Source organism: Cypionkella sp. (genome assembly GCF_034376685.1).
GTDB lineage: Bacteria > Pseudomonadota > Alphaproteobacteria > Rhodobacterales > Rhodobacteraceae > Cypionkella.
The window spans coordinates 62,345-81,032 of the sequence record NZ_JAXMJJ010000097.1 but is presented as its reverse complement, the minus strand read 5'-3'; the positions used below and the strand labels follow the sequence as shown (position 1 = coordinate 81,032).

17 protein-coding genes and 2 tRNA genes are annotated in these 18,688 nt (G+C 61.9%); 6 read left to right on the top strand and 13 right to left on the bottom strand.

Going from position 1 to position 18,688, the window contains the following annotated elements:
* Window positions 1–57: 57 nt before the first annotated feature.
* The 5 genes from U1A24_RS18980 to U1A24_RS18960 all read right to left on the bottom strand — a co-directional run bounded on the left by U1A24_RS18980 (window position 58) and on the right by U1A24_RS18960 (window position 4,029).
* A tRNA-Gly gene (locus U1A24_RS18980) sits at window positions 58–132 on the bottom strand.
* Between the two features lie 87 nt (window positions 133–219).
* Window positions 220–1,347, bottom strand: a complete 1,128-nt coding sequence (nagA, locus tag U1A24_RS18975) for an N-acetylglucosamine-6-phosphate deacetylase (protein ID WP_322323550.1) — start codon at window positions 1,345–1,347, stop codon at window positions 220–222.
* A complete protein-coding gene (locus U1A24_RS18970) occupies window positions 1,344–2,375 on the bottom strand; it encodes an SIS domain-containing protein (protein WP_322323549.1) in 1,032 nt (343 codons plus the stop codon). The genes nagA and U1A24_RS18970 overlap by 4 nt, the downstream gene beginning before the upstream one ends.
* On the bottom strand, window positions 2,372–3,148 hold the full coding sequence (locus U1A24_RS18965; protein WP_322323548.1) for a GntR family transcriptional regulator: 777 nt from the start codon (window positions 3,146–3,148) through the stop codon (window positions 2,372–2,374). Before U1A24_RS18965 ends, U1A24_RS18970 begins: the two co-directional genes overlap by 4 nt.
* Window positions 3,145–4,029 carry a BadF/BadG/BcrA/BcrD ATPase family protein gene (locus tag U1A24_RS18960; RefSeq protein ID WP_322323547.1) on the bottom strand — a complete coding sequence of 295 codons (885 nt, stop codon included), beginning with the start codon at window positions 4,027–4,029 and terminating at the stop codon, window positions 3,145–3,147. Before U1A24_RS18960 ends, U1A24_RS18965 begins: the two co-directional genes overlap by 4 nt.
* A gap of 157 nt (window positions 4,030–4,186) precedes the next feature.
* On the opposite strand from U1A24_RS18960, the gene U1A24_RS18955 reads away from it, so the two are divergent.
* The 6 genes from U1A24_RS18955 to U1A24_RS18930 all read left to right on the top strand — a co-directional run bounded on the left by U1A24_RS18955 (window position 4,187) and on the right by U1A24_RS18930 (window position 10,262).
* The gene (locus tag U1A24_RS18955; protein WP_322323546.1) at window positions 4,187–5,083 is read left to right on the top strand and encodes an N-acetylmuramic acid 6-phosphate etherase; all 897 of its coding nucleotides are present in this window, start codon (window positions 4,187–4,189) and stop codon (window positions 5,081–5,083) included.
* A gap of 35 nt (window positions 5,084–5,118) precedes the next feature.
* Window positions 5,119–6,378: an ABC transporter substrate-binding protein gene (locus tag U1A24_RS18950; RefSeq protein WP_322323545.1), complete on the top strand. Its 1,260-nt coding sequence runs from the start codon at window positions 5,119–5,121 to the stop codon at window positions 6,376–6,378.
* A gap of 88 nt (window positions 6,379–6,466) precedes the next feature.
* Window positions 6,467–7,384, top strand: a complete 918-nt coding sequence (locus U1A24_RS18945; RefSeq protein ID WP_322323544.1) for a sugar ABC transporter permease — start codon at window positions 6,467–6,469, stop codon at window positions 7,382–7,384.
* A 10-nt stretch (window positions 7,385–7,394) separates the two neighbouring features.
* Complete coding sequence (locus tag U1A24_RS18940) at window positions 7,395–8,234, top strand: carbohydrate ABC transporter permease (RefSeq protein ID WP_322323543.1); 840 nt, start codon at window positions 7,395–7,397, stop codon at window positions 8,232–8,234.
* Window positions 8,231–9,262 (top strand): Gfo/Idh/MocA family oxidoreductase, encoded by a 1,032-nt coding sequence (locus U1A24_RS18935; RefSeq protein ID WP_322323542.1) that lies wholly within the window; start codon window positions 8,231–8,233, stop codon window positions 9,260–9,262. Before U1A24_RS18940 ends, U1A24_RS18935 begins: the two co-directional genes overlap by 4 nt.
* 1 nt (window position 9,263) lies before the next feature.
* Window positions 9,264–10,262: an ABC transporter ATP-binding protein gene (locus U1A24_RS18930; protein ID WP_322323541.1), complete on the top strand. Its 999-nt coding sequence runs from the start codon at window positions 9,264–9,266 to the stop codon at window positions 10,260–10,262.
* A gap of 97 nt (window positions 10,263–10,359) precedes the next feature.
* Here U1A24_RS18930 and U1A24_RS18925 read toward each other — a convergent pair.
* The 8 genes from U1A24_RS18925 to U1A24_RS18890 all read right to left on the bottom strand — a co-directional run bounded on the left by U1A24_RS18925 (window position 10,360) and on the right by U1A24_RS18890 (window position 18,635).
* Window positions 10,360–10,434: transfer RNA gene (locus U1A24_RS18925), tRNA-Gly, on the bottom strand.
* Window positions 10,435–10,520: 86 nt separating this feature from the next.
* Window positions 10,521–11,738: a DegT/DnrJ/EryC1/StrS family aminotransferase gene (locus U1A24_RS18920; RefSeq protein ID WP_322323540.1), complete on the bottom strand. Its 1,218-nt coding sequence runs from the start codon at window positions 11,736–11,738 to the stop codon at window positions 10,521–10,523.
* A 179-nt stretch (window positions 11,739–11,917) separates the two neighbouring features.
* Window positions 11,918–13,219: an FAD-binding oxidoreductase gene (locus U1A24_RS18915; protein WP_322323539.1), complete on the bottom strand. Its 1,302-nt coding sequence runs from the start codon at window positions 13,217–13,219 to the stop codon at window positions 11,918–11,920.
* A gap of 1 nt (window position 13,220) precedes the next feature.
* Window positions 13,221–14,576, bottom strand: coding sequence for a glutamine synthetase family protein (locus tag U1A24_RS18910; RefSeq protein ID WP_322323538.1), 1,356 nt, complete (start codon window positions 14,574–14,576; stop codon window positions 13,221–13,223).
* Window positions 14,577–14,623: 47 nt separating this feature from the next.
* A complete protein-coding gene (locus tag U1A24_RS18905) occupies window positions 14,624–15,304 on the bottom strand; it encodes a type 1 glutamine amidotransferase (RefSeq protein ID WP_322323537.1) in 681 nt (226 codons plus the stop codon).
* A gap of 142 nt (window positions 15,305–15,446) precedes the next feature.
* Complete coding sequence (locus tag U1A24_RS18900) at window positions 15,447–16,784, bottom strand: glutamine synthetase family protein (protein WP_322323536.1); 1,338 nt, start codon at window positions 16,782–16,784, stop codon at window positions 15,447–15,449.
* 145 nt (window positions 16,785–16,929) lie between these two features.
* Window positions 16,930–17,757, bottom strand: coding sequence for an ABC transporter permease (locus U1A24_RS18895; protein WP_322323535.1), 828 nt, complete (start codon window positions 17,755–17,757; stop codon window positions 16,930–16,932).
* Entirely contained in the window at window positions 17,754–18,635 is an 882-nt protein-coding gene (locus U1A24_RS18890) for an ABC transporter permease (RefSeq protein ID WP_322323534.1), read from the bottom strand. The genes U1A24_RS18895 and U1A24_RS18890 overlap by 4 nt, the downstream gene beginning before the upstream one ends.
* Window positions 18,636–18,688 lie beyond the last annotated feature (53 nt).

Here is an 18,688-nt window from a genome sequence, read left to right as displayed (position 1 = left end):
TGCGACGCGGCCCCGGAAAACCAAAAAGGCCGCTCGGGCGAGCGGCCTTTTTGATACTGGAGCGGGCGATGAGATTCGAACTCACGACCCTAACCTTGGCAAGGTTATGCTCTACCCCTGAGCTACGCCCGCACTCCGTAGGCGGGTATTTAGCGAGGTGTGCGGGGCGGTGCAAGGGCTAATTCAGATGTATTTTGATCTGGGTTTGGCGGCGGATCGTTAGAGGCGGATGCCGTTCTGCCAGACGGTGCCAAGCTGCCAGTTGGCATCGAAATGCACCAGATCGGCCGGGGTGCCGGGGAGGATTGCGCCTGCGTTTGCTCTGATCAGGGCGGCGGGGATGCGGGTGGCCATCGCCAGTGCGCGGGCGGGGGCTTGCCCAAGTTGGGTGATCAGGAAGGCTATGGCTTGCGGCAGGCTGAGGTCGGCTCCGGCGAGGGTGCCGTCTGACAGCAAAAGGCGGCCGTTCTGGCGCAGGATGCGGCGTGTGCCCAAGGTGAATTCGGTAAGGTCGGTGCCTGCGACGGCCATCGCGTCGGAGACGAGGAACAGGCCTTCGGGGCGGGCGGCGAGGGCGGTGCGCAGGGTGGCGGGATGGACGTGCAAGCCGTCGGCGATGATTCCGGCGTGCAGGCTGCCGGAGAGGACGGCACCGACGAGACCAGGCTCGCGGTTGCCGAGTTGCGACATCGCGTTGAACAGGTGGGTGACGCAAGCCGCACCGGCTTGGGTGGCGGCGATGGCTTGGTCGTAGCTGGCTTCGGTGTGGCCGAGGGAGACGATCGCTCCGGCTTGGGTCAGTTGGGTGATTTGAGCAAGCGTGACAGATGCGGGGGCGAGGGTCAGCATCAGGGCGGGAAGCTGGGACGCGGCGGCGCAGAGTTCGGCGAGATCGGCGTCGGTCATCGGGCGGATCAGCGCGGGATCATGCGCGCCTTGGCGTTTGGGGTCGAGGTGCGGGCCTTCGAGATGCAGGCCGAGGAAGCCGGGGGTTTTGGCTTTGGCGGTGGCGATGCCGGCCTTGATCACGGCGGTGGTGGCGCTGGGGGTGTCGGTGATCAGGGTGGGCAGGATGCCGGTGGCGCCGAGGCGGGCATGGGCGGCGCAGATGGTTGCGATGCTTTCGGGCGTGGCGGTGCCGTCGAGCATGATGCCTGCGCCGCCGTTGACTTGCAGGTCGATCAGGCCGGGGGCGAGGGTGCCGGTCAGGGCTTGGCGCGGGCCGTTGGGGGCTTCGGTGATGGGCAGGAGGGCGGTGATCTCGCCCGCCTCGATCACCACGGCGTGGTCGCGCAGCATCTTGGTGCCGTCGAACACCTGCGGGGCGGTGAGGATCAACCGGGTCATAGCGTTTGCGTCACTTTGCGCAGGTGTGGCGGGGTGTCGGGATCAAAACCGCGACGACGGGCGAGGTGTTCGACGAAGTGGTAAAAGCTGACGCCGGTGACGAGGGGGGCGAGCAGCGGGTGCAGGCCAGAGACCGCGGGCAGGGTGGTGCAGCCTTTGGCACTGGCTCCGGTGATGAAGACATCGGCACCTTGGGCGGCGAGGCGTTCGGCTGTGGCGGTGATTTGCGGCAGGGCGGCGTCTTCGACGGCGAGGGCGAGGACGGGGAAGCGTTCTTGCACGATGGCGGAGGGGCCGTGTAGCACCTCGGCTGCGGAATAGCCTTCGGCATGGAGGCCGCAGGTTTCCTTGAATTTGAGCGCGACTTCGGAGGCGATGGCGAAGCCGGGGCCACGGCCCAAAACGAAGGCTTGTTGCGCGCGAGAGAGGCGGTTGGAGAGGGCGGACCAGTCTTGGGTGAGCGCCTCGGCGAAGGCGCGGGGCAGGTCGGCTACGGCTGCGCGCAGTTGGGCATCGTCTTGCCATTCGGCCAAGAGGGCGAGGCCAGCGACCACCGAGCTGACGAAGGTTTTGGTGGCGGCGACGCTTTTTTCTTCACCGGCCGCGAGGGGCAGGCAGTGGGCGGCGGCCTGCGCCATTGGGGCGTCGGCGAAGTTGGTGATGGCGATGGTGAGCGCGCCACCGGCGCGGGCGGCTTCGGTCATCGCCACGATGTCGGGGCTTTTGCCGGATTGCGAAATGCCGATGCAGGCGGCGTTGGCCAGATGCAGCGGGCGGCCGTAGATCGAGGCGATGGATGGGCCGACCGAGGCCACCGGGACGCCTGCCAAGAGTTCCACCGCGTATTTCAGGTAGGTTGCGGCGTGGTCGGAAGAACCGCGCGCGACGGTGACGATCAGTTGCGGGTTGGCTGCACGCATGGCGGCTGCGGCGGCTTCGATCTGCGGCGCGGATTGGGTCAGGAAGCGCTGGGTGGATTCGGGGATTTCCGCCACTTCGCGGGCCATGTGGGTTTCAAGCTCGGTCATGGGTTTTGTCCTTCGTCTTCGGGGCCGATTTGAAGTTCGGCTGCAAAATCATAGGCATCGCCGCGATAGATCGAGCGGGTGAATTCCACTACGGCACCAGAGGCGAGATAGGAAATCCGCTCGATGCGCAGGCCAGCTGCGCCCACCGGCACATGCAGCAGATCGGCGTCGCGTTTGCCCAAGTTGGCGGCAGAGATGCGTTGCACGGCGCGCACCGGGCGGTGGCCGCGCGCGGTGAGGGTGGCGTAAAGCGAGCGTTCGACCGAGGTGGGGTCGGGCAGAATGGTGGTGGAGAGCGAGGCGCGTTCAATCGCCATCGGCTGGCCGTCGATGGTGCGCACACGCTCCAGCCGGGCGACACGGTCTTGGGCGGCGAGGCCGAGGGCCATGACTTCCTCGGGGGTGGGCAGGAACAGTCCGCGCTCCAGCCAGCGCGATTCCGTGGTCAGGCCGCGCCGTGCCATGTCTTCGGTGAACGAGGTCAGCCGCGACAGCGATTGCTGCACGCGGGATTGGCGGGGGGCGATGTAGGAGCCAGAGCCTTGCTTTTGCACGACAATGCCCTTGTCGACCAGATCGGCAATGGCCTTGCGCACGGTGACGCGCGAGGTGTCGGTGAGGGCGGCGATTTCGCGCTCGGGTGGCAACAGCGTGTCGGGGGCCAGAAAGCCGCTTTCGATGCCGCTTTCCAGCCGCTTGCGCAGTTGCACATATAAGGGGCCTGCGGCGGGGTTGAGCCAGAGGTCGGGGCTGAGAAATTCGGCGACGTTCATTTGTGTGCCCCCGATGCGCGGGCGGCGAGGGCGAGCGCACCTTCGAGGGCGGTGCCTTTGGCTGTCACGCTGGGCAGGTCCAGCCAGCGGGCATAGGCGGGGCCAAGGCCGCCAGTCAGGCAGAATGCTTCGGTGGGTTTCCAGCCGACCACGTCCAGCGCGCGGCGGATATAGGCGGCGCCTTCCTGCATCAGGCGTGCGCCCAAGGCATCGCCAGCTTCGGCGGCGGCGACGACATCGCGGGCAAGGCGGGCGTAATCAGAGGGCTGTGAGTTCAGTGAGAACATCACGATTTGCCCCGGATCATCGCCATGCTCTTTCAGGATGGCGCGGCTGAGATCGGTGTGGGGGGCGAAGCCATCGACCGACAGCATGACTTCTTCCAGGCAGCGGCGCAGCAGCCACGCGCCGGAAGATTGATCGCCGATGTAGAAACCCCAGCCGCCGACGCCGTGGATCTTGCCTGCGACTTGCCGCCCGATGAACGATCCGGTGCCGATGGCGGCGACGACGCCGTCAGCCTCGCCCAAAGCGCCCGCGATGGTGGTGGGGCGATCATCGGTGACGCTGACTTGGGCGAAGGGCAGATGGGCGGCGACACGGGCGGCGATGGCGGGGCTCATCACGCCGGCAAGGCCGAGATGGGCGGTGGCGGTGGAAAGCTCGGCCATGGTCAGGCCCGCCGCTTCGGCCAATTGTGCCAAAGCGGCGTTGATGGTGCCAAGCGCTGCGTCAAAATCAGTGGAGACATTGGCAGGGCCAAGCACAACGTCATAACGGGCCTTGTCAGGGCCTGCCAAAAGCGTGGCGCGGCAGGAGGTGCCGCCGCCGTCTACACCGACCAAGAGTGGGCCGATCAAGTGGGGTTCTGAATGTGCCATACAGATACCATTATGATACCTTTCAAAAAATGCAACGGCTTTATTCCTGAAAATAGCCGGAAACGGCAGAAAAATCGTCAGATAATCGGTTTGTGAAGATTTTATTGGACAAGAGGTATTGAATAGGTATCTCATAGCGAGATCAGGGGAGATTCGGATGACGCTGCCAGTAACTGAACATCTGCATCCTGCCGCAACGGGTCTGGATACGCTACCGGGTCCGGCGGTTTTGGGGCATTTGCTTGCTGCTCAAGCGTCTGCTTTGCAGGCGGTGTCGCAGGCTTTGCCGCAGATTGAGGCGGCGGCGGCGCTGATGGCGCAAGCTTTGCAAGCGGATGGACGCTTGGTTTATGCCGGGGCGGGCTCGTCTGCCTTGATGGCGGTGGCGGACGGGTTGGAGCTGGGCGGCACCTTTGGCATTCCGGCGGATCGGGTGCTGCTGCTGATGGCGGGTGGCCTGCCGGTGGATGCGCGGATGCCGGGCGATACCGAGGATGATGCGGATGAAGGCACGCGGGCGGCAGAAATTTTGCGCGCGGGCGATGTGGTGATTGCGGTGACGGCCTCGGGGCGCACGCCCTATGCTTTGGCGGTGGCCGAAGCGGCGCAGGCGCGGGGCGCACAGGTGATCGGGATTGCCAATGCGGTGGGGGCCAAGCTGTTTGACCATGCCGATGTGGCGATCTGTTTGCCAACGCCGCCGGAAGTGATTGCAGGCTCGACCCGGATGGGCGCGGGCACGGCGCAGAAAGCGGCGTTGAACATGATGTCAACGCTGATGGGCATCAAGCTGGGCCAGGTGCATGATGGCATGATGGTTGGGCTTGTGGCGGACAATGACAAACTGCGCGCGCGGGCGGCCACGATGGTGGCGCGGATTGCGGCGGTGGATGAACTGCTGGCAGCACAGGCTCTGGTGATGGGGCGGGGTGCGGTGAAACCAGCGGTGCTGATTGCCTTGGGTAAAGCGCCGGATGCGGCGTTGGCCCTGTTGAGCGAGACCAAAGGAAACCTGCGCGCGGCGATCGCACGCAGCGATAAAAACGGCAGCTAAAGCCGATGTATTGCAACCAACCAAGGGAGATTCCCATGACCAAGACCAAACTGATCGGCGCACTGCTCGCCAGCACGCTGCTGGCGGGTGCGGCCCAAGCCCAAGACGTGACGCTGACGATTGAATCCTGGCGCAACGATGATGTGCTGATCTGGCAAGACACCATCATCCCGGCGTTTGAGGCCGCAAATCCCGGCATCAAGGTGGTGTTCGCGCCGACGGCGCCTGCGGAATACAACGCCGTTCTGAACTCGAAACTCGATGCAGGGTCTGCGGGCGATCTGGTGACCTGCCGTCCGTTCGATGCATCGCTTGAGTTGTTCAAGAAGGGCAATCTGGCCGATCTGACTGGGCTGGCCTCAATGGCGAATTTCTCTCCGGTGGCGAAATCGGCTTGGCAGACCGATGATGGGGCTGCGACGTTCTGCGTGCCGATGGCCTCGGTGATCCACGGCTTTATCTACAACAAAGACGCGTTTGATGCTTTGGGCATCGCGGTGCCGACCACGCGTGACGAGTTCATTGCGGCTCTGGACAAGATCAAGGCCGATGGCACCTATATTCCGCTGGCGATGGGCACCAACGACCAGTGGGAAGCCGCCACGATGGGCTACAACAACATCGGGCCGAACTATTGGAAGGGCGAGGAAGGCCGTCTGGCGCTGATCGCGGGCACGCAAAAGCTGACGGACGCGGATTGGGTGGCCCCGTTCACCGAGCTTGCAAAGTGGAAGGATTATCTGGGCGACGGCTTTGAAGCGCAGACCTATCCCGACAGCCAGAACCTGTTTACGTTGGGCCGTGCGGCGATTTATCCGGCCGGGTCGTGGGAAATCGCGGGCTTTAACAAGCAAGCGACGTTCAAGATGGGGGCATTTGCGCCACCGGTGCAAGCGGCGGGCGACACCTGCTACATCTCGGATCACACCGATATTGCGCTGGGGATGAACGCGAAATCGGCGCATCCGGAGGAGACCAAGAAGTTCCTCGAATGGGTCGGCTCGCCTGAGTTCGCCACGATGTATGCCAACGCGCTGCCGGGCTTCTTCAGCCTGAATTCTACCCCGGTTGCGATGGAAGATCCGCTGGCGCAGGAGTTCGTGTCATGGCGTGACAAGTGCCAGTCGTCGATCCGCTCGACCTATCAAATCTTGTCGCGGGGCACGCCGAACCTTGAGAACGAGACCTGGAATGCCTCGGCCAATGTGATCAAGGGTACCGAGACGCCGGAAGCTGCTGCGGCCCGTCTGCAAGAGGGCTTGGCCAGCTGGTATGAGCCGCAGAAGGCCAAGTAAGCCTGACGCTAGACTGAAAACGCCGGGGGGCTTTCGCGCCCCCCGGACCCTGCTTGGCGCTTTCCCTGCAAACGCAAAGGCCGAACGCATGTCCGACCGCAAACCCTTCCGCTGGCATATTCTGGTGTTTCTGGCGCCCGCTGTGCTGGTTTACACCGCCATCATGATCATCCCGCTATTTGCCACGCTGAACCTGTCGCTGTTCACCAAGGTGGACCGGGTGTCGCAGTTCAACGGTTTGGGCAATTTCCGCACCCTGTTCGGGGATCCGCGCTGGTCGGCGAGTTTCTGGAATGCGTTGGGCAACAACACCTGGTTTTTCATCGTACACATGCTGGTGCAGAACCCGATTGGGATTTTGCTGGCGGCAATCCTTTCCAACCCCCGGCTGAGGGGGGCGGCGTTCTACCGCACCGCGATCTTCATCCCAACGATCCTGAGCTTCGTGGTGGTGGGCTTTGTGTGGAAGCTGATGCTGTCGCCGATCTGGGGGGTGGCTCCGGGGATGCTGGATGCGGTGGGGCTGAAATTCCTGTTCGCGCCGTGGTTGGGGAAAGAGGAATACGCGCTGACCACGCTGGCACTGATCTCGGTCTGGCAGTTTGTCGGCATCCCGATGATGCTGATCTATGCAGCGCTTTTGAGCATCCCGGATGAGGTGATCGAGGCGGCTGAGATGGACGGCATCACCGGAGCCTCGCAGTTCTGGAAGATCAAGCTGCCGCTGATCTTGCCGAGCATCGGGATTATCTCTATCCTGACATTTGTCGGCAATTTCAACGCTTTCGATCTGATCTATTCGGCGCAAGGCGCGCTGGCGGGACCGAATTTTGCCACCGACATTCTGGGCACGTTCCTGTATCGCACCTTCTTCGGTTTTCAGTTGCAACTGGGCGATCAGAATATGGGGGCGACGATTGCCACCGCGATGTTCTTCATCATCCTGATCGGTGTGTGCATCTATCTGTTTGCGATCCAAACGCGGCTGCGCCGCTATCAGTTTTAAGAGGGTGGTTATGTCCGTCTCACGCCATTCCCCCGCCCGCAGCATTGCCGCCCATGCCGTGCTGATCACCTACACGCTGATCGCGTTGTTCCCGGTGTTCGTGATCGTGATCAACGCGTTCAAATCGCGCAAGGCGATCTTTGCAGAACCATTGGCGCTGCCCAATGCCGAGACTTTGGATTGGGTCGGCTTTCAGACCGTGCTGAAACAGGGCGATTTCTTTCAGTATTTCCTGAATTCGATGACCGTCACGGTGGGCAGCTTGTTCTTCGTGCTGCTGTTTGGCGCGATGGCGGCGTTTGCGCTGTCGGAGTATCGCTTCAAGGGCAATACGCTGGTGGGGCTGTATCTCGCGCTGGGCATCATGATCCCGATCCGGCTGGGGACGGTGGCGATTTTGCAGCTGATGGTGGCGAGCGGGCTGGTCAATACGCTGACCGCGCTGGTGCTGGTTTACACCGCCCAAGGGCTGCCTTTGGCGGTGTTCATCCTGTCGGAGTTCATGCGGCAGGTGTCGGATGATCTGAAAAACGCCGGGCGGATTGACGGGTTGTCGGAGTACCGCATCTTCTTCCGGCTGGTGCTGCCGCTGGTGCGTCCGGCGATGGCGACGGTGGCGGTGTTCACCATGATCCCGATCTGGAACGATCTGTGGTTCCCGCTGATCTTGGCCCCGGCGGAAAGCACCAAGACCATAACCTTGGGCAGCCAGGTCTTTATCGGCCAGTTTGTGACGGATTGGAACGCGGTGCTCGCGGCATTGAGTTTGGCGATCCTGCCGGTGCTGGTGCTGTATCTGATCTTCTCGCGCCAACTTATTCGCGGCATCACCGCAGGAGCCGTTAAATGACCATAAAAGTTCTCGTGGCCGGCCTCGGCAATATGGGGCGTAGCCATGCTTTGGCCTATCACAACGACCCGGCGTTTGAGATTGTCGGGCTGGTCAACCGCTCCAAGGTCGATCTACCTGCCGAATTGCAGGGCTATCCGTTGCTGACGGATTATGCCGCCGCGCTGGCGGCGTTGAAGCCCGATCTGGTCTGTGTGGCGACCTATTCTGACAGCCATGCCGATTATGCCTGTGCCGCGATGGCGGCGGGGGCGGATGTGTTTGTCGAAAAACCTCTCGCAACGACGGTTGCGGATGCGCGGCGGGTGCAGGCGATGGCGGTTGAGACCGGGCGCAAGGTGGTGGTGGGCTATATCCTGCGGCACCACCCCAGCTGGATCCGTTTGATTGCCGAGGCGCGGGCCTTGGGCGGGCCTTATGTGTTCCGGCTGAACCTAAACCAGCAGTCAAGCGGGCCAACCTGGGAGGTGCATAAGGCGCTGATGCAGACCACGCCGCCGATCGTCGATTGCGGCGTGCATTATGTCGATGTGATGTGCCAGATCACCGACGCGCAGCCGGTGGAGGTGCGCGGCATGGGCTTGCGGCTGGCGCAGGATATCGCGCCAGATATGTATAACTACGGGCATTTTCAGGTGATTTTCGCGGATGGCTCGTTGGGCTGGTATGAGGCCGGCTGGGGCCCGATGATGTCGGACACCGCGTTTTTCGTCAAAGACGTGGTGAGCCCGAATGGCGCGGTTTCCATTCGGATGCCGGAGTCGGCGCGGTCGGATGATATCGACACCCACACCAAAACCTCGCTGCTGCGGGTGCATAAGGTGGCGACCGGGGATACCGACATTTCGATGGCGGATGAGCCGGGGCATCAGGAACTCTGTGACCGTGAGGCGGCTTATGTGGCGCGCGCGATCAATGAAAATCTCGATCTGACCCGGCATATGAATGACGCGGTGCAATCTTTGGCCATTTGCCTTGCCGCTGACGAAAGCGTGCGGTCCGGCCAACCTGTCAAGCTAGGAGCCTGAAATGGGCAATCTGACTTTATCCAATGTTACGAAGAATTTTGGCACGGTTGAGGTGATCAAGGGTGTTGACCTGACGGTGGAGGATGGCGAGTTCTGCGTTTTTGTCGGCCCCTCAGGTTGTGGGAAATCGACGCTGTTGCGGATCATCGCCGGGCTGGAGGATGCCTCGGGTGGTGAGATCAAGATTGACGGCGTGTCCGTCAACAACACCCCGCCCAGCAAGCGCGAGATTGCGATGGTGTTCCAATCCTACGCGCTTTACCCGCATCTGACGGTGCGCGACAATATGGGGCTGGGGCTGAAACAGGCGGGGTCTTCCACGGCGCAGGTGGCCGAAAGTGTCGCGCGGGCCAGCGGGATGCTGTCGCTGGATGCGCTGCTGGATCGGCGGCCTGCGGAATTGTCGGGCGGGCAGCGCCAGCGGGTGGCGATTGGCCGGGCGATTGTGCGCACGCCGAAATTGTTCCTGTTTGACGAGCCGCTGTCGAACTTGGATGCGGCGTTGCGGGTGAACACGCGGATTGAGATTGCGCGGCTGCACCGGGAATTGAAGGCGACGATGGTTTACGTCACGCATGATCAGGTTGAGGCGATGACCTTGGCTGACAAGATTGTGGTGCTGAACGCGGGGCGGGTTGAACAAGTCGGGCGGCCGATGGATCTTTATAACGATCCCGACAATGCTTTCGTGGCGGGGTTTATCGGCAGCCCGAAGATGAACTTCCTGAAAGCCGCCGCGCTGGGGGAGCAGGGTGAGACGGTGGGCGTGCGGCCCGAGCATCTGGCGATCTCGCGCGACAGTGGTGCGATTGCGGGGCGGATCAGCCATGTCGAAAAGCTGGGCAGCGAGACGCTGATCTATGTGCGCGCGGAACCGCACGGCCTGCTGACGGTGCGGCAGTTTGGCGAGCAGGATTTCGCGGTGGATGAGGGGGTCTATCTGACCAAGGATGCCGCGCGGGCGTTTCGGTTTGATGCGAGTGGGATGCGAATGCGGTGAGGTTGGCCTGCCATCGCGGCGGGCCATGCACCGAAACTCCAGACAGCAAAAAGCGCCCGGAAGGGCGCTTTTTTCATGCAGGTCTTTGGATTTCCGATGGAGCGGGCGATGAGATTCGAACTCACGACCCTAACCTTGGCAAGGTTATGCTCTACCCCTGAGCTACGCCCGCAACCGTCGGATGGCGGTGAGATAAGCGAGGGGCGGGGCGGCTGCAAGAGGAAAAATGCAGTCGCCGCGCGGATTTATCTGTGGCGGTTATGCGGAGGCGATTGCGGCGGTTTTGGCCGGGGCTTTCACCGTCGCGGCGGCATGGATCAGCGCCTCGGCGATGTAATCCAGCTCGGCTGCGGTCAGCCGGGTCGGCAGGCGCACATCGCAGGCGCGCATCAGCATGGCGCGGGTCTGCGGCAGATCCGGGGCGGGGCCAAGGAATTCCCAGTTCCAGAAGGCGCGGGCGTTGCCTTCGGTCAGACCGAAGATCTGCACCGAGACGCCGCGCTGTTTGGCATGGGCTTGGAAGGCGAAGGCCTGCGCATCGGTCCACTCGCCTGTGAGGTTGAACTGGATCGAGTCGGGCGCGCGCTGCTCGGGGGGCAGGGCGGGCGGCACGGTCAGGAACGGGCTGACGTTCAACTGATCGGCAACCCGGTCATGGCCCGCGCGACCCTTGGCGACGCGGCTGGCGACCTCGGGCAGTTGCGGGCGGATCACCGCGGCAGAGAGGTTCTGCATCCGCATGTTGTAGAGCGGCAGCTTGTTTTGCCACAGCATGTAGCTGTTCTGCATGCCGGGGTGTTTCTTCCAGTTCTGCTCATAGGCACCCGACATGATCACGCAGCGGGCGGCGATTTCGGGATCGTCGGTGATCAGGATGCCGCCTTCGCCCGCGTTGACCAGCTTGTAGGATTGGAAGCTGAAACAGCCAACCTTGCCGATGGTGCCGATATTCTTGCCGTTCCAGGTGGTGCCCAACGAGTGGGCGGCGTCTTCGATCACCGGGATATTCGCGGCATCGCACAGCGTCATGATCGCATCCATGTCGCTGGTGTGGCCGCGCATATGACTGATCAGGACGGCGGCTGCGCCATCAAGCTTGGCAGCGAAATCCGCCATGTCGACGCGGTAATTCTCACCCACCTCAACCAGAACCGGGGTGCAATCGGCGTGCACGACGGCAGAGGGCACGGCGGCGAAGGTGAAGGCGGGGATCAGGATGCTTGCGCCCCGCGGAAGGTCCAGCGCTTTGATGGCGAGGAACAAGGCCGCGGAACACGAGGCGACGGCGAGGGCGTATTTGCAACCCAAGAGGTCAGCGAATTCCTGCTCCAGCAGGGCCACCGGCGCGCCTTCGGCGGCGGTGTAGCGGAACAGATCGCCCGAGCTGAGCAGCCGTTCAATCTCGGCGCGCGCGGCCTCGGGGATCGGTTCAGCGTCGTAGGTTTGCGGGGCGCGGGTTTGTCCGTCAGCAGCCATGATCACAGCTTTCCTTAAACTCTTCTTCAGGAAAGCTTTAAACGCAAGGTCTGTGTCAGGCTAGTGACAATCGCGGCTTTGCGGCGAAATCCGCCTATTTGGCAGGCAAATTTTGCTTCGTAGCAGAGGCTTGGCAACACCGCCCCGCTGTATGGGGCGGCGTTTGGAGAGAAAATCGCCTAAAGCCCAAGCCGGTCGCGCATGCTATACCATGTCATCGCCAGCACCAGCATCGGCCAGCGCAGGGCGGCACCGCCGGGAAAGCGCGGCTGCGGCAGGCTGGCCATCAGATCGAAACGCTCGGATTGCGCGGCGGTGGCTTCGGCGAGGATTTTACCCGCAAGGGTGGCCATAGCGACGCCGTGACCCGAGTAGCCCGAGGCCGAAAGCGTGTTCGGATAGGGCCGGGTGAAGCAGGGCATCCGGTTCATGGTGATCGCCAAAGTGCCGCCCCACGCATAGTCGATCTTGGTACCTTTCAGCTGCGGGTAAACCTCAAGCATCGGTTTTGACACGGTTTTGATCAGGTCGGGGAAGCGGTAGCCGTAGGATTCGCCGCCGCCGAACAGCAGGCGGTTGTCTTCGGATAGACGCCAATAGTTGACGACGAATTTGGTGTCGGCCACGGCCACGGGTTGCGACAGGATGTCCTTGGCGCGGTCCCCGAGCGGTTCGGTGGCCACGATGAAGTTGTTGATCGGCATGACTTTTGCCGCAACTTTCGGGGCGAGATTGCCGAGATAGCCATTGCCCGCGAGGATCAGCTGTTTGGCGTGCACGCGGCCTTGGGCGGTGTGGACGGTGGGCGTGGGGCCGTGGTCGATCTGGGTGACTTCGGAAAGCTCGTGCAGGCGTGCGCCAGATTTGGCGGCGGCGGTGGCGAGGCCAAGCGCATAGTTCAGCGGGTGCAGATGGCCCGCGTCACGGTCAATCTCGCCGCCTTTGTAGACCCTTGAGCCGATCAGGTTCTGGATGCCCGCACGGTCGAGAGATTCAAGATGGGTGTAGCCGTAGTCACGCTGGAGTTTTTCGCCGTAAGCGTGGCTGTCGCGCACCTGTGCATCCGTCCAGCAGGCATGCGCGATGCCGGGGTAGAAGGTGACGGGGATGTTGTGGCTTTGGATGAGGTTCTTCACCAAAGCCTTTGATTCTTCGGCCAAATCCCAGAGTTTACGGGCGGCTTCAACCCCCACCGCTTTCTCGATCCAATCCTGATCCTGGCGTTGGCCAGAGCCGACTTGCCCACCGTTGCGACCCGACGCGCCGAAGCCGAGTTTATGGGCTTCCAGCAGCACGACATCATAGCCCTTTTCGGCCAGATGCAGGGCGGCGGACAGGCCGGTATAACCACCGCCGACGATGCAGACGTCAGCGCGGGTCTCGCCTTGCAAGGGCGGGAATGGAGATAAAGGCGTGCGGGTGGCGGCGTAGTAAGACGGGGGGTAGGCCCCCGTCTGATCGTTGGCATGCAGCAGGTTCATGTTACACGTTCAACAGCAGGTGTTCGCGTTCCCACGGGCTGATGACTTGCAGGAACTCTTTGTATTCATTGCGCTTTACTGAATCGTAAACCGCGACAAACTCCGGCCCCATCACCTCGCACAAAGCTTTGTCTTCTTCCAGCAGGTCCAGCGCATCGCCGAGGTTCACCGGAATATCGTCGCTGTCGATATAGGCGGAGCCCGAGAATTCCGGGCGCGGATCTTTCTTTTCCATCAGGCCGAGATAGCCGCAGGCGAGGGTGGCGGCGATGCCGAGATAGGGGTTGCAATCCATCCCCGGCAGGCGGTTTTCGACGCGGCGGCCCGCAGGGCTGCTGATCGGGATGCGCAGGCCGGTGGTGCGGTTGTCGCGGCCCCATTCAAGGTTAATCGGGGCAGCAAAATCCGGCACATAGCGGCGGTAGCTGTTCACATAGGGTGCCAGCAGCGCGATGGCCCCGGTCAGGTGGTTCTGCATCCCGGCGATGAAATGCAGGAAAGCTTCGGTTTCGCCGCCCTTCTTGTCTGAGAAGATGTTCTTGCCGGTTTTGCTATCGACCACCGAGGTGTGGATGTGCATGGCGGAACCCGGCTCGCCTGCGATGGGTTTCGCCATGAACGTGGCGAAACAATCGTGGCGGTGGGCGGCCTCGCGGATCAGACGTTTGAAGAAGAACACATCGTCGGCCAAGCGAATAGGGTCGCCGTGAGCGAGGTTCAACTCGATCTGGCCCGCGCCGCCTTCTTGCAGGATGCCATCAATTTCAAGGCCTTGCGCCTCGGCAAAGTCGTAGATGTCGTCGATCACCTTGCCGTATTCGTCAATCGCCGACAGGCTATAGGCCTGCTTGCCCGCTGCGCGGCGGCCCGAGCGGCCCATCGGCGGGATCACCGGCTGGTTCGGGTCGATGTTGCGGGCGGTCAGGAAAAATTCCATCTCGGGGGCGACAACGGGCGTCCAGCCTTCGGCGGCGTAGAGATCCATGATCCGGCGCAGCACATTGCGCGGCGCGAACGGCACGAGGTTGCCCTGCTGATCCTTGGCGTCATGGATGACTTGCAGCGTCACGTCGGCGGTCCAGGGGGCGGCGGTGGCGGTGGTGAAATCCGGTTCCAGAATCATATCCGGCTCGGTGAAGGCGTCGAACGGGTTGTCGGCCCACTCGCCAGTGATGGTTTGCAGGAAGATCGAGTTGGGCAGGAAGTAATTGCCCTGATAGGCGAATTTTCCGGCAGGCATGGCTTTGCCGCGCGCCACCCCAGCGATATCGCCGATCACACATTCCACTTCGTCTACCCGGCGGTCACCGATGTATTCGCGCGCTGCCTCTGGCAGCTGGTCGGTCCATTTGGACATTTTTTCACACTGTTGGTTCGGGTTAACCCCGTCTTGCAGGCGGGGACTTACGGTCTTTTGGCCTTGAAGAAAGCAGCGATCTGCGCCGCCATCGTCTGGTCCTGGATCGGGTCTGACAGCCGTTCTGCGGCTGCCGCCATGACCTCGTCGGGGACCAGACCTTTGCCCCGAGTCTGCATCAGTCCATCAATGAATTCGGGGCGAAATTCTGGATGGGCTTGCACCGTCAGCATCCGATCATCGTAGATCAGGGCGGCATTGGTGCAGAAATCATTTGTTGCCAATACCTTGGCATTGGCGGGCTTTTCGGTGACTTGATCGCGGTGCCAAGCGTTCAGCGTGATGTGCTGGCCGTTGAAATCGTAATCGGTAGCACCAACCGCCCAACCGCCTGCGTAGCGTTCCACCTTGCCGCCCATCGCTTGCGCAATGATCTGGTGGCCAAAGCAGATGCCGACCATCGGGACATGGGCGGCGTAGGCGTTGCGGATGAAATCCTCAAGGGGTGGAATCCAGTCGTGGTCTTCGTAAGCACCATGGCGCGAGCCGGTGATCAGCCAGCCTTCACACTCCTTAACGCTCGCCGGAAATTCGCCTTCGACCACGCGGTAGGTACGGAAGCTGAAACCGTTGCCCGCCAGCAGCCGCGCAAACATATCTGGATAGTCGCCCGAGCTTTCCACAAGGGTGTCAGGGGCAAGGCCGGTTTGCAGGATTCCGATGAGCATGTGCTGTCCGCTATTGGTGGGTCGAGGGTAGCGCAGCACCCCCCCTGTCGGTCAAGGGGGGATACTGCGGGGATTTGATCAAACGCGCGGCGCGCGGCGATTTCCGCGCGGAAATCGTGCACGGAATGCGCGCGAATTCGGCCTAGACCGTGTCGAGGTAAAGTTCGACACGCTCGGTATTGGTCAATTCGCCGATGTAGTGCAGCTCTTGCCGTTTGGTCGAGACGAGGTTCTTGATCAGTTCGGGATGGATGAAGCGCGACACGATTTCAGATTGCTCCAGCGCGTCAATCGCGGCTTCCCAACCTGTGGGAATCTGCGGCAGGCCTTCGACGGCATAGGCGTTGCCGACGATCGGGCTTGGCGGCTCCATCTGATTCTCGATGCCGTCCAGTGCCGCCCCAAGGATGGCTGCGAGCATCAGATAGGGGTTCACATCGCCGCCGGCGACGCGGTGCTCGATGCGGCGGGCCGACGGGTTGCCAGCCGGAATCCGCACCGCGGCGGTGCGGTTTTCATAGCCCCAGGCGATGGCGGTGGGGGCGTGTTTGCCGGGAACCAGACGCTCATAAGAGTTCTGGTGCGGCGCGAAAATCAGCGCGGAATCGTGCATCGCGTTCAGGCAGCCTGCGACGGCGTTCTTCATCATCGCGGTGCCTTTCGGACCGCCCGAGTCGAACACGTTGTCGCCCTTCTCATCAATCACGCTGAAATGGGTGTGCAGGCCCGAGCCGGAATATTCCGGGTAGGGTTTCGCCATGAAGCTAGCGGCAAAGCCGTGACGCCGCGCCAGACCCTTGACCAGCATCTTGAACAGCCAGGCATCATCAGCGGCGCGCAGGGCATCGTCGCAATGCATCAGGTTCACCTCGAACTGCCCGAGGCCGGTCTCCGAGGTGGTGGTATCGGCAGGGATATCCATCGCTTCACAGGCGTCGTAGAGGTCGGTGAAGAAGGTATCGAAGGCGTCAAGTGCCCGGATAGAAAGGGTTTCGGCAGCTTTGCGCACCTTGCCCGAGCGGGGCGAGGCCGGGGCTTGCAGGGTCTTGCCAGAGTCGTCGATCAGGAAAAACTCCAGCTCCATCGCGCAAACCGGGGTCAGGCCACGGGCCTTGAAGCGGTTGACGACGGTGGCAAGCGCGTGGCGCGGGTCGCCCTCATAGGGGGTGCCGTTTTCGCGGAACATCCAGATCGGCAGCAGGGCGGTGGGGGCTTCCAACCACGGCATTGGCATGAAGCCGCGCTCGGTGGGTTTCAGGATGCCGTCTTGGTCGCCCTGTTCGAACACCAGAGGGCTGTCGTCAATATCTTCGCCCCAGATGTCGAGGTTCAGCACGGAAAACGGAAACCGCGTGCCGTTTTTCACCACGTTATCTGCAAAGCGCGCAGGCACCCGCTTGCCACGGGCTTGCCCGTTCAAATCCGCCGCCGCCACACGAATCGTGCGCACGTCGGGATGCTTTCTCAGCCAGTCTTTCATCATTACACATCAGGAAGGCATGGAGCCGCCCACACTTGCCAAAGTGGCCAGCGGACAGATCGGATCATGCCCTTGATCCTATCCTTTTTTGTGATCCCGGCGGCTGCCACGATAGCAGTCCCGCAATTTGATCAAATGTAGGTTACTATCGGACAAGCTGAGGACGCAAGCGAATTCTGCTGCGGATGTTTTGCGGCAGGTGGCGGTTGAGGTGCATATTGATGCGGCCAAACACCCAGATCACCGCCAAAGTCAGCAGCACGAAGTAGAAGGCAACGATCGGATAGGGGATGAACGGATTGAAGGTCTTGTCAGCGAAGTAGTTGGCATAATACAGCGCGTCGCCCTGTTGGCTGAACGCCGGAAAGCCCGAGAAGAACACCAGAGTGGTGGATTGGAACAGGAAAATCGCCTCATTGGTGTAGGACGGCCAGGCAAGGCGCAGCATGGTCGGCCACTGGATGCGACGGAATTTCTGCCAGCCGGTGATGCCGTAGGCCTCGGCGGCCTCCAGATCGCCTTTCGGGATCGAGCGGAGCGCGCCGTAGAAAATCTCGGCGGAATAGGCGGCGGTGTTCAGAAACAGCACGATCAGCGCGCCCGCCCAAGCCTTAGTCAGCCACGAGGTTGCAACCGTCAGCCCGAACAGGTTGATCCCGGTGCGTGGCAACAGCACCAGTATTTCATAGGCAAGAAAGAACTGGATGAACAAAGGCGAGCCGCGAAACACAAACACGAACCACTCGGCGGGTTTGCGGATCACGGGGTTATGCGCGATGCGCGCCAAGGCCAGCGCATTGGCAAGGAAAAAGCCCAGCAGCAGGGCGAGTGCGCCGAAATAGACGTTCCAGATCAGGCCCGAGCCTATCAGGGTGAACTGTTGGCAGATGGTGAAATCGGTCCTTGGCAGCAGTTTCGCGCCAATGCCGATAGAGCGCAGCGCGTAGTCAGTGAAGGTTTCCCAGCAGCTCATATCGCGGCCTTTCGCATGGCTTCGCCTGCGGCGGTGGCTTGGCCTTTGGACAGCCGGTTCGAGATGCGGGTCAGCACGATTTCGGAAACCTTGGTCATCAACAGGTAGAACACCAACAGGCCAAGGAAGTAATACAGCCGCCAGTCGGGGTGCGGGTAGTCATAGGCTTGGGTCTTGGTGCCGCCCAGCTCGCGGGCGTAGTAGACGATGTCCTTGACCGACAGCAGGAACAGCAAGGGCGTGGCCTTGATCAGGATCATCCACAGATTGGTCAGACCCGGCAGCGCATAGGTCCACATTTGTGGCACCAGAATGCGGCGGAAGACCTGACCGTGCGACATGCCGTAAGCCTCGGCGGTTTCCAACTGGGCGCGGGGCACGGCTTGCATCGCGCCGTAGATCACGTTGGCGACAAACGCGCCGAACACGATGGCAAAGGTGATCACCGCAAGGCTGAAGCCGTAGGCTTGAAACGCGAAGGGTGAGGCGGTGGCGGGGGGCACTTTCGCTTCCGGGCAGACCCGGAATTCAAGGCCCTGAAACACCGGTTGCGAGGTGTCTTCGCAGACGCGCAGGTGGTTGAGATATTCGATGCCCTGATCCAGCGCGATAACGAAGAACAGGAAATAGACGATATCGGGCACGCCGCGCACCATCGCGGTATAGGCTTTGCCGAACCAGCGCAGCGGGGTGATCTGGCTGCGTGCGGCCATCGCCCCGCCAAAGCCCAAAGCCATAGCCACCGGGGCGGTGACAGCCAGCAACAACAGTACGGTGGCAAAAGACCAATAGAAATCAAGGTGCTTGCCCGAGGTCAGGTAGCACATGGCCCAAGTCAGGCCCTCAATCGCTTTGGGGGTGGCGCAAGCTGCGAACATCAGATCTGCCCGAAATAAAGCGGCCCCCCGGTCTGCACCGAGGGGCCTTTGGG